11 protein-coding genes are annotated in these 12,917 nt (G+C 64.9%); 4 read left to right on the top strand and 7 right to left on the bottom strand.

Translation table 11 applies throughout. The features are described 5' to 3' along the window. Positions 1 to 147: 147 nt before the first annotated feature. Positions 148 to 4,338, top strand: coding sequence for a DNA-directed RNA polymerase subunit beta' (gene rpoC, locus FMZ75_RS12260; protein ID WP_166143119.1), 4,191 nt, complete (start codon positions 148 to 150; stop codon positions 4,336 to 4,338). Positions 4,339 to 4,535: 197 nt separating this feature from the next. Here rpoC and FMZ75_RS12255 read toward each other — a convergent pair whose 3' ends face one another. From FMZ75_RS12255 to FMZ75_RS12240, 4 genes are all read right to left on the bottom strand, one after another. Continuing rightward, entirely contained in the window at positions 4,536 to 5,393 is an 858-nt protein-coding gene (locus FMZ75_RS12255; protein WP_142862504.1) for a hypothetical protein, read from the bottom strand. A 65-nt stretch (positions 5,394 to 5,458) separates the two neighbouring features. Continuing rightward, positions 5,459 to 5,986, bottom strand: coding sequence for a translation initiation factor IF-3 (gene infC, locus FMZ75_RS12250; protein ID WP_108915958.1), 528 nt, complete (start codon positions 5,984 to 5,986; stop codon positions 5,459 to 5,461). A gap of 198 nt (positions 5,987 to 6,184) precedes the next feature. Continuing rightward, a complete protein-coding gene (locus FMZ75_RS12245) occupies positions 6,185 to 6,409 on the bottom strand; it encodes a zinc ribbon domain-containing protein (protein ID WP_166143117.1) in 225 nt (74 codons plus the stop codon). Positions 6,410 to 6,484: 75 nt separating this feature from the next. Further along, positions 6,485 to 7,105 carry a DUF2239 family protein gene (locus FMZ75_RS12240; protein ID WP_108915956.1) on the bottom strand — a complete coding sequence of 207 codons (621 nt, stop codon included), beginning with the start codon at positions 7,103 to 7,105 and terminating at the stop codon, positions 6,485 to 6,487. A 128-nt stretch (positions 7,106 to 7,233) separates the two neighbouring features. On the opposite strand from FMZ75_RS12240, the gene FMZ75_RS12235 reads away from it, so the two are divergent. From FMZ75_RS12235 to FMZ75_RS12225, 3 genes are all read left to right on the top strand, one after another. Then, positions 7,234 to 8,418 carry a sorbosone dehydrogenase family protein gene (locus FMZ75_RS12235; RefSeq protein ID WP_166143115.1) on the top strand — a complete coding sequence of 395 codons (1,185 nt, stop codon included), beginning with the start codon at positions 7,234 to 7,236 and terminating at the stop codon, positions 8,416 to 8,418. A 71-nt stretch (positions 8,419 to 8,489) separates the two neighbouring features. Then, a complete protein-coding gene (locus FMZ75_RS12230; protein ID WP_166143113.1) occupies positions 8,490 to 8,798 on the top strand; it encodes a DUF1778 domain-containing protein in 309 nt (102 codons plus the stop codon). Then, a complete protein-coding gene (locus FMZ75_RS12225) occupies positions 8,786 to 9,301 on the top strand; it encodes a GNAT family N-acetyltransferase (protein WP_206605350.1) in 516 nt (171 codons plus the stop codon). Before FMZ75_RS12230 ends, FMZ75_RS12225 begins: the two co-directional genes overlap by 13 nt. 86 nt (positions 9,302 to 9,387) lie before the next feature. Here FMZ75_RS12225 and FMZ75_RS12220 read toward each other — a convergent pair whose 3' ends face one another. From FMZ75_RS12220 to dapF, 3 genes are all read right to left on the bottom strand, one after another. After that, entirely contained in the window at positions 9,388 to 10,605 is a 1,218-nt protein-coding gene (locus tag FMZ75_RS12220) for an RNA ligase (RefSeq protein WP_166143111.1), read from the bottom strand. Between the two features lie 226 nt (positions 10,606 to 10,831). Next, positions 10,832 to 11,992 (bottom strand): MiaB/RimO family radical SAM methylthiotransferase, encoded by a 1,161-nt coding sequence (locus FMZ75_RS12215; protein WP_166143110.1) that lies wholly within the window; start codon positions 11,990 to 11,992, stop codon positions 10,832 to 10,834. Further along, positions 11,989 to 12,855: a diaminopimelate epimerase gene (gene dapF, locus FMZ75_RS12210; RefSeq protein ID WP_166143165.1), complete on the bottom strand. Its 867-nt coding sequence runs from the start codon at positions 12,853 to 12,855 to the stop codon at positions 11,989 to 11,991. Before dapF ends, FMZ75_RS12215 begins: the two co-directional genes overlap by 4 nt. Positions 12,856 to 12,917: the final 62 nt, after the last annotated feature.

The raw sequence follows: 12,917 nt of genomic DNA, 5'->3' as shown, positions 1-12,917 counted from the left end.
CTTGGAGCCCTCACCCGACCCGACTGACGTCGGGCCACCCTCTCCCACAAGTGGGAGAGGGGATGCGCACATGAGATTTATGGACGTAGCGGAGAGACATCGCGAGGCGAGCGCGCTTCATCCGTTCTGCGTCTCTAGGAGAAGACCATGAATCAGCAAGAGGTCATGAATCTCTTCAATCCGGTCGTTCAGCCGCAGGCGTTCGATCAGATTCAGATTTCGATCGCGAGCCCGGAGAAAATCCTCTCCTGGTCGTTCGGCGAGATCAAAAAGCCGGAGACGATCAACTACCGCACCTTCAAGCCGGAGCGCGACGGCCTGTTCTGCGCCCGCATCTTCGGCCCGATCAAGGATTACGAGTGCTTGTGCGGCAAGTACAAGCGCATGAAATACAAGGGCGTCATCTGCGAGAAATGCGGCGTCGAGGTCACGCTCGCGCGCGTTCGCCGCGACCGCATGGGCCATATTTCGCTGGCCGCCCCGGTCGCGCATATCTGGTTCTTGAAGTCGCTGCCCTCGCGCATCGGCCTTCTGCTCGACATGACGCTGAAGGATTTGGAGCGCATCCTCTACTTCGAGAGCTATATCGTCATCGATGCGGGCCTGACGCCCCTGAAGGAGCGCCAGCTCCTCACCGAGGACGAATATCTGCGCGCCCAGGACGAATATGGGCAGGATCACTTCACCGCCATGATCGGCGCCGAGGCGATCCGCAAGATTCTCGAGTCGATGGACCTCGAGGGCATCGCCGCGCGCCTGCGCACGGAGATCGCCGAGGCGACGACCGAGCTCAAGCCCAAGAAGCTCGCCAAGCGGTTGAAGATCATCGAGGCCTTCATCCAGTCCGGCAATAAGCCGGAGTGGATGATCCTGAAAGAGATCCCCGTCATTCCGCCGGACCTGCGCCCGCTGGTTCCGCTCGACGGCGGCCGTTTCGCGACCTCCGATCTCAATGATCTCTATCGCCGCGTCATCAACCGCAACAATCGTCTGAAGCGGCTGATCGAGCTGCGCGCGCCGGACATCATCATCCGCAACGAGAAGCGCATGTTGCAGGAGGCCGTCGACGCTCTGTTCGACAATGGCCGTCGCGGCCGCGTGATCACAGGCGCCAATAAGAGGCCTTTGAAGTCGCTCGCCGACATGCTGAAAGGCAAGCAGGGCCGCTTCCGTCAGAATCTGCTCGGCAAGCGCGTCGATTATTCCGGCCGCTCGGTCATCGTCGTGGGCCCGGAGCTCAAGCTCCATCAATGCGGCCTGCCCAAGAAGATGGCGCTCGAGCTGTTCAAGCCGTTCATCTATTCGCGCCTCGATGCGAAGGGCCACTCGGCTACGGTGAAACAGGCCAAGAAGCTGGTCGAGAAAGAGAAGCCGGAGGTTTGGGATATCCTCGACGAGGTGATCCGCGAGCATCCGGTGCTGCTCAATCGCGCGCCGACGCTCCACCGCCTCGGCATTCAGGCCTTCGAGCCGGTGCTGATCGAAGGCAAGGCGATCCAGCTGCATCCCCTCGTCTGCGCCGCTTTCAACGCCGACTTCGACGGCGACCAGATGGCCGTGCATGTCCCGCTGTCGCTGGAAGCGCAGCTCGAGGCGCGCGTGCTGATGATGTCGACGAACAACATTCTGCATCCGGCCAATGGTCAGCCGATCATCGTGCCGTCGCAGGACATTGTTCTCGGCCTCTATTATCTGTCGCTGGAGCGCGACGGCGAACCGGGCCAGGGCATGATGTTCGCCGACCAGGGCGAGATCGAACATGCGCTCGCCGCCAAGTCGATCACGCTGCAGACCAAGATCAAAGGCCGAGCCTGGACCTATGACGAGAAGGGCCAGCGCGTGTCGAAAATCTTCGACACCACGCCCGGCCGCCTGATCCTCGGCCAGCTCTTGCCGCGCAATCCCAAGATTCCCTTCGACGCAGCCAACAGACTGATGACGAAGAAGGAAATCTCCAACATGATCGACACCGTCTACCGCAATTGCGGTCAGAAGGAGACGGTCATCTTCTGCGATCGCATCATGGCGCTCGGCTTCCGCGAAGCGTTCAAGGCGGGCATCTCCTTCGGCAAGGACGACATGGTCGTGCCGGAGACGAAGGAGCGTATCATCGAAGAGACGCGCAGCGCCACCAAGGAATATGAGCAGCAGTACAACGACGGCCTCATCACCCAGGGCGAGAAATACAATAAGGTCGTCGACGCCTGGATGAAGTGCTCGGAGAAGCTCGCCGAGGAGATGATGATCCGCATCTCCACCGTCCGCAAGGACGAGCATGGCCGCGATCTGCCGATCAACTCGATCTACATGATGTCGCACTCGGGCGCGCGCGGCTCGCCCGCCCAGATGAAGCAGCTCGCGGCGATGCGCGGCCTCATGACCAAGCCCTCGGGCGAGATCATCGAGACGCCGATCATCTCGAACTTCAAAGAAGGCCTCACCGTTCTCGAATACTTCAACTCCACCCACGGCTCGCGCAAGGGCCTGTCGGACACGGCGTTGAAGACCGCGAACTCGGGCTATCTCACGCGTCGTCTCGTCGACGTGGCGCAGGATTCGATCATCACCACGGTCGATTGCGGCACTGAGAAGGGCATTCGCATGAGGGCGATCATCGACGCCGGACAGGTTGTCGCCTCGCTCGCCTCGCGCATTCTCGGCCGCACGGCGGCGGAGGATCTGCGCGATCAGCAGGGCAAGATCATCGTCCCCAATGGCGAGATGATTCAGGAATGGCATATCGAGCCGATCAACGCCGCCGGCATTCAGGAGGTGAAGATCCGCTCGGTGCTGACCTGCGAGTCGAAGAACGGCGTCTGCGCCAAATGCTACGGGCGCGATCTCGCCCGCGGCACGCCCGTCAATATGGGCGAGGCGGTCGGCGTCATCGCGGCGCAGTCGATCGGCGAGCCGGGCACGCAGCTCACCATGCGCACCTTCCACATCGGCGGCGCGGCGCAGCTCGCGGACCAGTCCTTCATCGAGTCCAACTTCGAAGGCACGGTGCATATCCGCAACCGCCATGTGGCGCGCAACTCGGATGGCGATCTCATCGTGATGGCGCGCAACGTGGCCGCGGTGATCGTCGGGCCGGATGGCGTCGAGCGCGCCGTCAACCGCATCCAATATGGCGCGCGGCTGAAGGTGGACGAAGGCGACAAGATCAAGCGCGGCGACCGCATCGCGGAATGGGACCCCTATACGCGTCCCATCGTCAGCGAGGTGGACGGCGCCATCGGCTTCGAGGATCTCGTCGAAGGCCAGTCGGTGTCGGAAACGGCCGACGAATCGACGGGCATCACCAAGCGCGTCGTCATGGATTGGCGTCTCAACACGCGCTCGGCGAGCCTCAAGCCGGCAATCGTCATCAAGGGCGCGGACGGCAAGGTCATCAAGCTGCAGCGCGGCGGCGACGCCCGCTACACGCTGCCGGTCGACTCGATCATCGCGGTCGAGCCGGGCGGGCAGATCAAAGCCGGCGACATTGTCGCGCGTATCTCGCTCGAAAGCGCCAAGACCCGCGACATCACCGGCGGTCTGCCGCGCGTCGCCGAGTTGTTCGAGGCGCGCCGTCCGAAGGATCACGCGATCATCGCGGAGATCTCCGGCACGGTGCAATTCGGCCGCGACTATAAGAACAAGCAGCGCCTCTCCATCGTCCCGCACGAGGAGGGCGCGGAGCCGGTCGAATATCTGATCCCCAAGGGCAAGCACATCCATCTTCAGGACGGCGACGTCGTGGAGAAGGGCGACTATATCGTCGACGGCAATCCGGCGCCGCACGACATTCTGGCGATCAAGGGCGTGGAGGAGCTGGCGGCTTACCTCGTCAACGAGATCCAGGAGGTCTACCGGCTGCAGGGCGTCAACATCAATGACAAGCACATCGAAGTGATCGTGCGTCAGATGTTGCAGAAGGTCGATATCGTCGACGCCGGCGACACCGGCTTCCTCGATGGCGAGCAGGTCGATCTCACCGAGCTCGAGGAGGCCAACGCCAAGGCGCTCGAGGAGGGCGGCAAGCCGGCCCATGGCACGCCGGTTCTGCTCGGCATCACCAAGGCCTCGCTGCAGACGCGCTCCTTCTTCTCGGCGGCCTCCTTCCAGGAGACCACGCGCGTGCTCACCGAGGCGGCGGTCAATGGCAAGGTCGATCCGCTGGTCGGTCTCAAGGAGAATGTCATCGTCGGCCGGCTGATCCCGGCGGGCACGGGCGCCGCCATGGCGAAATTCCGTGGCATCGCCACCGGCCGCGACGATCTCATCATCACGCAGCGCGCCGCGGAAGCCGAGACGCGCCCGACGCCGCCGCGCCTGCCGCCCGCCGCGGCGGAGTGAGGCGATAGCGATTCTCCCTCTCCTCCACAGCGGGGAGAGGGAGCCGCGCATAATGAAAAAGGCCGCCAGCGGCTGGCGGCCTTTTTCATTATGCGGTATCTGGGATGTTGTTCGATCTGCGAAAACCGCGGGCGCCCGCATCAGACCCGGCTTCGCCAAGCCGCCTTCTCCAGCGCGCGGGAGAAGAATTCGCAGGCCTACCGCTTTTTCTTGCCGCCGGTTTCCGCCGTTTTTTTGAAGCCGATGGCCAGCTGTGTGCCGAGCGCGAGAGCGCGCGCCTCGGTCACGCGCAGGGCGCAATAGCCGAAATCCGCCTCCTGAACATAGGAGCGGCAGATCTCTTCGCGACGCGCGGAAAAGCCGGCCTGTTCGCGCACCAGCTCCTTGCGCTGCGCCTTGTCGGATTTGATCCGATCATAGAGCGCCTTGAAATCATTGCGCACGGTCTGCTCGATGCGGGCGCGCATCGTCAGCATCTCCTCGGCGCGCTTGGGATCGAATTCATCCGCGCCCATTCCCCAGAGTCCATTGGGGTCGGCGCGGCAATCGGCCTGTTTCAGCTCGCAGGCCTTGCCGTCGGAGCTGACCAGAATCGCCCCGTCCAGCGCGTCGAAACCGAAGGGGCAGGCGGGAAACGCCACCTCATAGCGCCGCAGCCCGCTCGTCGTCTCCCGCGGCGTGAGCGGTAGGGGCTCGGAAACCTCGATGCGGCAGGTCTCGCCGGAGCGCGTCAGCCGATCGCCGACGAGCGAGAGCCGCGCCACTTCCAGCGCGCCGCCGCCACGGCGCTGCAATTCGATCGAGCCGCGCGCGTCGCCGTCCTGGTGGAGGACGTGTCCGACGATCGTCTCCTCGCTCGGCAATTTGGGCGCGACGGGCGCGACCGCGGCGCGCGGCTTGGGCTTCGAGCCCTCCGCCGGCGCCGCCACGGCGCCGGCCGGCGCAGGCGCGACGGCGCCCGGCAGCGCCATTTGCGCGCGCGCGCCGGTCGATGCGGCGAAAGCCGATAGAAGCGCCGCGCCGGATAGAATCGCGCGGATGGACGGTCTGGACATGAAAGCAACAAAGACTGAAAGACGCGGCCTCGGCAAGTGCGGATCGAGGCCCCGTCCGAGGCGGGTCAGCGCGGCGCCAGCACCATGATCATCTGGCGGCCTTCCATCGAGGGCTCGAGCTCGACCTTGGCGATGGTGGCCGTCTCCGCCTTCACGCGGGTCATCAGGCGATAGCCGATGTCCTGGTGGGCGATCTCACGACCGCGAAAACGCAATGTGACCTTGACCTTGTCGCCCTCTTCGAAGAAGCGCTGCACGGCCTTCATCTTCACGTCATAGTCGTGCTCGTCGATGCCCGGGCGGAGCTTGATCTCCTTGACCTCGACGATCTTCTGCTTCTTGCGGGCCTCGGCGGCCTTTTTCTGTTCGAGAAAACGAAATTTTCCGTAATCGAGAATTTTGCAGACCGGCGGCTCGGAGTTGGGCGCGATCTCGACGAGATCGAGCGCAGCCGTCTCCGCCAGAGAGAGGGCGTCGAGCAGAGGAACCACGCCGTGGTTCTTGCCTTCCGAGTCGATCAGTTGCACCTCGCGCGCGCGAATCTCCCGGTTGATGCGCGGACCTTCCTTCTGTGGGGCCGCGGTGCTCTTCATTGGACGGCGAATGGATATTCTCCCTTCAGGATGAATCGGTCGTCTTCCGATCCTATCCGATTCGCGAGAGAAAGCGGCAAAAGCCGTCTTTTCCCCCGGGAGACCCGGTGGATGGCCGACGCCGAAAGAATCTCACTCTCCTCGGCGAAGTCAACCGCCGATATCGAACAATTCTGGGCGAGGGGCTGAAATTCGCGCTCAGCCGCAATCGGCGAAGGCGGGGCAGGAGGCTCTGCAGCCGCCGCCGCCGAGGGCGGCGCAGGCGGGCTCGGCCTCGCCGCCGCTCGCCGGCTTCGCGATCAGCGAGAGCTGGCGCGTCAATTCGACGCTTCCGCAGGCCGGACAGGCGGGAGTGTCGTCCGAGCGCACCAAGGTCTCGAATTCTTTATCGCAGGAATTGCAGCTATAGGCGTAGAGCGGCATCGCAATCCTCGTCGCCGGAACAGGTTTCGCGATACATGCGCTCGCGCCCGCGCCATTGCAAGCCGTGGCTCCTGCTCACGCGCCGCCGCCGGCGAGGCGCAGCGCATAGGCGCGAACATCCTTCGGCCACCCGGCCATTTGCGCCTCGAAGCGCGCGGCGTCCCCGGCGAAGAGCGCGCGCAGCGCCTCCTCATAGCCCGGCAGATTTCCGGCGACGTTGGAAAGGAAGCGATAGGCGGCCTCGCGCGCCGCGCGCGTGCGGTCGTCCGCCCCGCTCTCGCGCCGGGCGTTGTCGACGAGCCGGCGCAGCGTCGCCGAAGCGCCGCCGGGCTGGGTGGCGAGCCAGTCCCAATGGCGCGGCAGTAGCGTGACCTCGCGCGCGACGACGCCGAGCCTGGGCCGTCCGCGTCCGCGCGCGCTCTCGTCGCCCGTCTCCGGCTCGGCGGTTCCGCTTTGCGGCTTGCCGCTGGCGGCGGGGGAAGCGGCGAGCCGCGCGATGATCGCGGCCTTTCCGCCGCGCAGATCGAGATCGACGATCTCGCCCGTCGCATCGTCGAAAGTGAGAATATGGCCGTCGGCGGCGTCGGCGCTCTCGACCGCGAGAGCGACCTCCACCAAAGGGCCCGCGGCCAGCATTCGGCCCTCGGCGAAAGCGGCGCAGGGCCGCGACAGACGGGAGAGGAGATCATTTTCCATGCGCTATTTATACCCATTAAAAATTACGCAAGTCAATAATACCCGGAATAAATAATCGGCAAGCCGCAAGGGCGCGCGGCCCTATCTTTCTCGACGGGTCCTTTTGGGACCGCCACGGAGACCGTCCGATGATTCGCCGGATCGCCCTTTGCCTCTGCCTCTGCTCGACGCCGATCCTCGACGCCGGCGCGGAGCCCTCGCCGGAGGCCGAGACCCGCCGAATAGAGGCGGATCTGAGCCGCATCCATATGCCGGAAGGCTTCGCCATCTCGCTTTATGCGCTGGTTCCACATGCGCGCACGCTCGCTGTCGGACGGCGCGGCGCCGCCATTTTCGTCGGCACGGATGCGAACCGCATTCATGTGCTGACGCCGGGCGGGGAGGGCGCCGCTTCGGTCGATGTTTTCGCCCCCGACGCGCCTTTCGTCATTCCGCATGGGCTCTGCTTCGACGCGGAGGGAAGCCTCTTCGTCGTCGAGCAGAATCGCATTTCGAGCTTCCCCGCGGCGGAGACAGACTGGCGCCGGCTCGCCTGGAAAGACGCGCGCGGCCTCGCGCCGCAGGGCGGGCTCATCCCCGCCGCCGAGCAGAGCGCCAATCACACGACGCGCGTCTGCCGCATCGGGCCGGACGGCAAGCTCTATGTGTCGCTCGGCCAGCCCTACAATGTCACGCCGCGCGACAAGCTCGAGCTCTTCGACAAAATCGGCATGGGCGGAATCATCCGCATGAATCGCGACGGCTCCGGCCGCGAGGTTTTTGCGCGCGGCATTCGCAATTCTGTCGGCATGGATTTCGATCCTTCGGATGGGACGCTCTGGTTCACCGACAATCAGGTGGATAGCATGGGCGACGACACGCCGCCGGGCGAATTGAATCGCGCGACGCGGCCGGGATTGCATTTCGGCTTTCCCTGGTATGGCGGCGGCCATGTGCGCACGAATGAATATGCGCGCGATGCGCCGCCGCAGGGCGTCGTCTTTCCGGAGGTGGAGGAGGCGCCGCACGCCGCCGATCTCGGCATGACCTTCTATCGCGGCTCGACCTTCCCGCCCTATTATCGCGGCGGAATTTTCTCGGCGCAGCACGGCTCCTGGGACCGGACGATGCCGGTCGGCGCGCGCGTGATGTTCACCCGCGTCGGCCCGGAGGGAAAGCGCGGCGTCAGCGAGCCTTTCGCGGAAGGCTGGAACGATGGCGATCCGCAATATCTCGGCCGGCCCGTGGATGTGGCGGAGCTGCCGGACGGCTCGCTGCTGGTGGCGGACGACCAGAATGGGGCGGTCTATCGAATCGTTTATAAGGCGCCGTGACGAATGATCTTTTGTATTGACATTATCCACACACGGGCTTTTCAATAGGCTGATCGTCAGAGGAGAGTCGAATGCCGACCGAGGCGTCGAAACGGCCGGCGGCGCCGGCCAGAGAGCGTCACGACTCCACAGTGAATGTGCGCATGTCGACGACGACGCGCAATCTGATCGACACCGCCGCCTCGCTCCTCGGCAAGACGCGCAGCGAGTTCATCACGGAAAGCGCTCGAAACCACGCCGTCGACATATTGCTCGATCAGCGCCTGTTCGTGCTCGATGAAAAAGATTTCACGGAATTCGAGGCGGTGCTGGATCGGCCGCCGCCGCCCAATGACGAGCTGCGAGCGCTGCTGAAGAAGAAGCCTCTGTGGGAGAGGTAGAGCGCGGGGCGATATTTCATGCGCCCGCGCGGCTCGATCCGACCAAGCATGACTTTCGGACCTTCGACTGCGGCAAGCCTCGGCTGAACGAATGGCTGAAGCAGCACGCGGCCGCGAGCGAAGGACGTAGCGCGAGAACCTATGTCGCCTGCGAGGGCGACAAGGTCATCGGCTATTACTGCATCTCCGCGGGCGCGATCGAGCGTGCGGCGATTCCTTCCAAGGTCAGGAAGCATGGCCTTCCCGATCCGATCCCGGTGAGCATCATCGGCAGGCTGGCGCGGGATGTCGGCCATGCCGGCAAGGGTCTCGGGGCCGATCTGCTCGCCGATGCGCTGAAGCGAATATTGTCCGCTTCGCAGACGATCGGCGTGAGAGGCGTGGTCGTTCACGCGCTCGATGAAGAATCGGTCCCTTTCTATACGAGGCGCGGGTTTCTTCCCTGCAAGCTCGGCGAGCGGACGTTTTTTATGCCGATCGAAACGATCGAGAGCGCTCTGTGAGTCCGCGCCCAAGTCGGCGCGAAATAAGTCGGCGCGAAATCACAGAGGCATCGCCAAGGCGGCCGCGAGCGCGTCTCTCATTTCTCTCATTGATCGCCGTCGAAGCCGAAGGCGAGCTCGGGAAGATCGAGCGCCGCCACGATCTGCTGGAAACGCGCATTGGCGCTCGTATTCTTCAGCAACAGCAGATCGATCGCCGCGAATGCGTCGCGGCGCTCCAGCCAGACATCCACCGCGCTTCCCGACAATGCCGCGCCGAGCGGCGCGGCATAGAGGGTCCAGAACAGCTTCTGACGTTCGCGCGGGTCCTGCGTGGTGATTTCCTCGCGCGCTCGCGCGATCGTCTCCGCCAATCGGCTCGCCGTGGCGGAGAGACGCGCGCGCAGGCAATCGCGATAGGCTTCGATCTTGCTCCGCTCGGCTGCGGAAAGATGCGGCAGCATATCGTCCAGCGCGCCGGAGACGATGATTTCCGCCGCGTCCTTGGGCTGCGCGAGATGCGCCTTGAATTTGTGAACGCGCGCATAGAGCGTATTCTTCACCTTCAGCATATGGCCGTCGTCGAAGCGCACGACATAGCCTTCGCCCTCGGTCTCCGCGAAAGCGCGCGCAGAAAAACTGTCCCAATCCGCGATCGAATCGAAAGCGCGCACGAGCGGAACGCGCAGCCGCCGCGCATGATCGGCGAGCTGCGCGTAAGCGACATGATCGCCGGTCTCGCGTTCGCGCAGGCCGGTCAGTGTCAGAGCCGGTGCGGCGTGGCGGACGACGACGATGTTTTCCGGCGACGTCCATTCGAAAATCGGCGTCAGCCCGGCGACGACGAGATCGCGCAGCGCGGCGCGCCCGGCGCCGTCTCCATCTTGCGTTTCGTACCAGGCGAGCGCCTGGCGCGCTATGTCGCTCACGCCCCAACGCGTCGCGAAGGCGAGCGCGCCATCGGGCCGGATGAAAGCATGAATCATCGAGCCGTCGAGCTTTTCCAGCACGAGATGGCGATCGGCGAGCGGCAGATTCGTCGCCAGCGTCTCCTCGCGTTCGCCGGCGTTGAAGAATTTCTGATAGGGACGCGACAGCAGCGCGCCGTTCTTCGCGTCGAAGGTCAGGCCGCGCAGCTCGCGCGCCAGCGCCGCGAATTGCGTCGCGCCGATTGGCGGAAAAACCTGATTGTCCATATAGGCGTAGTCATAGACGATCGTGCCATTGTGACGTTCGCCGCGCTTGAACGCCTCATGCATGAGGCCGGCGTCGCGATGCCTGTCGATATCGTCGAGATGCCGAATGAGAGGAAAAGCGTATTTCATGGGTCACTCTCCGCGCCCGGCCGCCGCAGCGGCCCGAACGCTGAAGAAGACCGGACTAACAAATCATGTGAAAAGCAGGTTGCCGAGCGCGCGCAGGCCCACGCCGCCACCGCAGTGCGGGGCGTTTTTCTGAATGCGGGCAAAATTGCGCATGTCGCTCATGCGCGGCGCGATACGCCTGTCATGCGCGAAAAGCAAGAGGCTTCGTTGCTCCGCGCGATGACGCTCAGGTGATGAAGACGCCATTCAACGCCTTCCCGTCATGCCCCGTCACGCGCATTTCCAGCATCCGCCCCGCTTCCGCGCCGGGCGTGCGAATGAGCGTGAAATCGTCGGCGCGGGCCATGCCGCCTTTTTCCGTCAGCACGCGCAATGTCTTGCCGATCTGCGCGTCGAGATGACGGATGAGCGCCGCTTCTCCGGCCGCGCGCAGGCGGGCGGCGCGCTCCCTCGCCAATGCGCCATTCACTCGAGGCATCAGCGCCGCCGGCGTTCCGGGACGCGGCGAATAGGGGAAGACATGCAGATGCGTCAGCCCGCACTCCTCGACGAGAGCGAGCGTGCGGGCGAACATGTCTTCCGTCTCGGTGGGAAAGCCGGTGATGAAATCGGCGCCGAAGACGATATCCGGCCGCGCCGCGCGCAATTCGGCGCAAAAACGAATGGCGTCGGCGCGCGAATGGCGACGCTTCATGCGCTTCAGAATGAGATCGTCGCCCGATTGCAGCGAGAGATGCAGATGCGGCATGAGCCGCGGTTCGGCGACCATGCAATCGAAAAGCGCGGCGTCCGCCTCTATGCAGTCGATGGAGGAGAGCCGCAGCCGCTCGAGCTGCGGCAATTCCCGCAACAGCGCGCGCGCGAGGCCGCCGAGCGTAACGCCCTCGGCGGAATAGCTGGTGAGATCGACGCCGGTCAGCACGATCTCGCGCTTGCCGCTCTCGACCAGCCGCCGCGCCTCGGCGACGACCTCGCCCGGCGCGATGGAGCGCGAGGGACCGCGGCCGAGCGGAATGATGCAGAAAGTGCAGCTATGATCGCAGCCGTTCTGCACGGCGAGAAAGGCGCGAGTCTGCCCTTCGGCGGCGCTGTCGGCGCGCGTCTCGCCCGGCTCGGTCAGCACCCGCGTGACGCCATCCATCGTGGCGAAGCTCTGCGGGTCGATGCGCGCCGCGCAGCCGGCGACCACGATCTCGGCCGTCGGCCGCTCGCGCTTCAGGCGGCGGATCGCCTGGCGCGCCTGGCGCGTCGCCTCGGCCGTCACGGCGCAAGTATTGACGATGACGCGCTCGCTTTGCGCGCCGGCGCGCGCCTCGTGCAGCAGCCGCTCGGAATCGACGTAATTGAGACGGCAGCCGAAGGTGACGATGTCGACCGCGGCGGTCATGATTCCGGCTCGGCGAAATAGCGCGCTTCCAGCGCCGTCTCGAATTCGAGCTCGACGTCGCCGGTCATCAGCACATGATCGTCCGCCCCCCAGGCGATGACGAGCTCGCCGCCGGGCAGGCGCACGCGCGCCTCGCGGGCTGAAAGGCCGCTTCGGGCGGCCGCCACCAGCGTCGCGCAGGCGGCCGAGCCGCAGGCCCGCGTCTCGCCCGCGCCGCGCTCCCATACGCGCAGCAAAATCTCGTCCGGCGTGATGATCTTGGCGAAGGAGATATTGGCGCGCTCGGGAAAGAGCTTGTGATGCTCGAGCTGCGGCCCGAGCGTCGCGAGATCCATAGACGGCGGGTCGTCGACGAAGAAGACCGCGTGAGGATTGCCCATATTGACCGCCGAAAAGGCGGCGGGCGCCCCCTGGATTTCCGGCGCAAGCGTCACATTTCTCGTATCGGGCGCTTCCTCGGCGAGCGGGATCTCCCGCCAGCCGAGACGCGGGGCGCCCATATCGACGGCAAAGCGCGTCTCGCCGGCGCGCCATGTGCGCACCGGGCCGGCGTCGGTCTCCAGCGTCAGCGTCTCGCCTTCGCCGGCGCGGCCGAGCACATAGGCGACGCAGCGCGTGCCATTGCCGCAGGCGGCGGAGAGCGAGCCGTCGGTATTGTAGATGCGCATGAAGGCGTTGGCGCCAGCATGGCGCGGCGTCTGCAGGACCATGAGCTGGTCGAAGCGCAGGCCGGGGGCGCGGGCGATGGCGCGCGCCTCGGCGGGCGCGACCTCGAGGCCGGCGCGGCGCAAGTCGAGAACGAGAATTTCATTGCCGATCCCGTTCATGCGAAAGATCGGGAGGCCGGCGAGCGGACTGGTCATCATGCCGTTCATTTCCTGTTACAGGCGTATATAGAGAATCGAATCGCGACGCTATGGCCGGC

The sequence above is a fragment of the Methylosinus sp. RM1 genome, assembly GCF_011378635.1.
In the GTDB taxonomy this organism is placed as follows: Bacteria; Pseudomonadota; Alphaproteobacteria; order Rhizobiales; family Beijerinckiaceae; genus Methylosinus; species Methylosinus sporium.
The sequence above is the reverse complement of the archived record's forward strand: the minus strand, read 5'-3'. Positions and strand labels throughout refer to the sequence as shown.

Excerpts from the sequence above, each read along its gene's own strand:
- rpoC (WP_166143119.1), top strand. The coding sequence starts at position 148 with ATGAATCAGCAAGAGGTCATGAATCTCTTCAATCCGGTCGTTCAGCCG.
- FMZ75_RS12255 (WP_142862504.1), bottom strand. The coding sequence starts at position 5,393 with ATGTCCAGACCGTCCATCCGCGCGATTCTATCCGGCGCGGCGCTTCTA.
- infC (WP_108915958.1), bottom strand. The coding sequence starts at position 5,986 with ATGAAGAGCACCGCGGCCCCACAGAAGGAAGGTCCGCGCATCAACCGG.
- FMZ75_RS12245 (WP_166143117.1), bottom strand. The coding sequence starts at position 6,409 with ATGCCGCTCTACGCCTATAGCTGCAATTCCTGCGATAAAGAATTCGAG.
- FMZ75_RS12240 (WP_108915956.1), bottom strand. The coding sequence starts at position 7,105 with ATGGAAAATGATCTCCTCTCCCGTCTGTCGCGGCCCTGCGCCGCTTTC.
- FMZ75_RS12235 (WP_166143115.1), top strand. The coding sequence starts at position 7,234 with ATGATTCGCCGGATCGCCCTTTGCCTCTGCCTCTGCTCGACGCCGATC.
- FMZ75_RS12230 (WP_166143113.1), top strand. The coding sequence starts at position 8,490 with ATGCCGACCGAGGCGTCGAAACGGCCGGCGGCGCCGGCCAGAGAGCGT.
- FMZ75_RS12220 (WP_166143111.1), bottom strand. The coding sequence starts at position 10,605 with ATGAAATACGCTTTTCCTCTCATTCGGCATCTCGACGATATCGACAGG.
- FMZ75_RS12215 (WP_166143110.1), bottom strand. The coding sequence starts at position 11,992 with ATGACCGCCGCGGTCGACATCGTCACCTTCGGCTGCCGTCTCAATTAC.
- dapF (WP_166143165.1), bottom strand. The coding sequence starts at position 12,855 with ATGACCAGTCCGCTCGCCGGCCTCCCGATCTTTCGCATGAACGGGATC.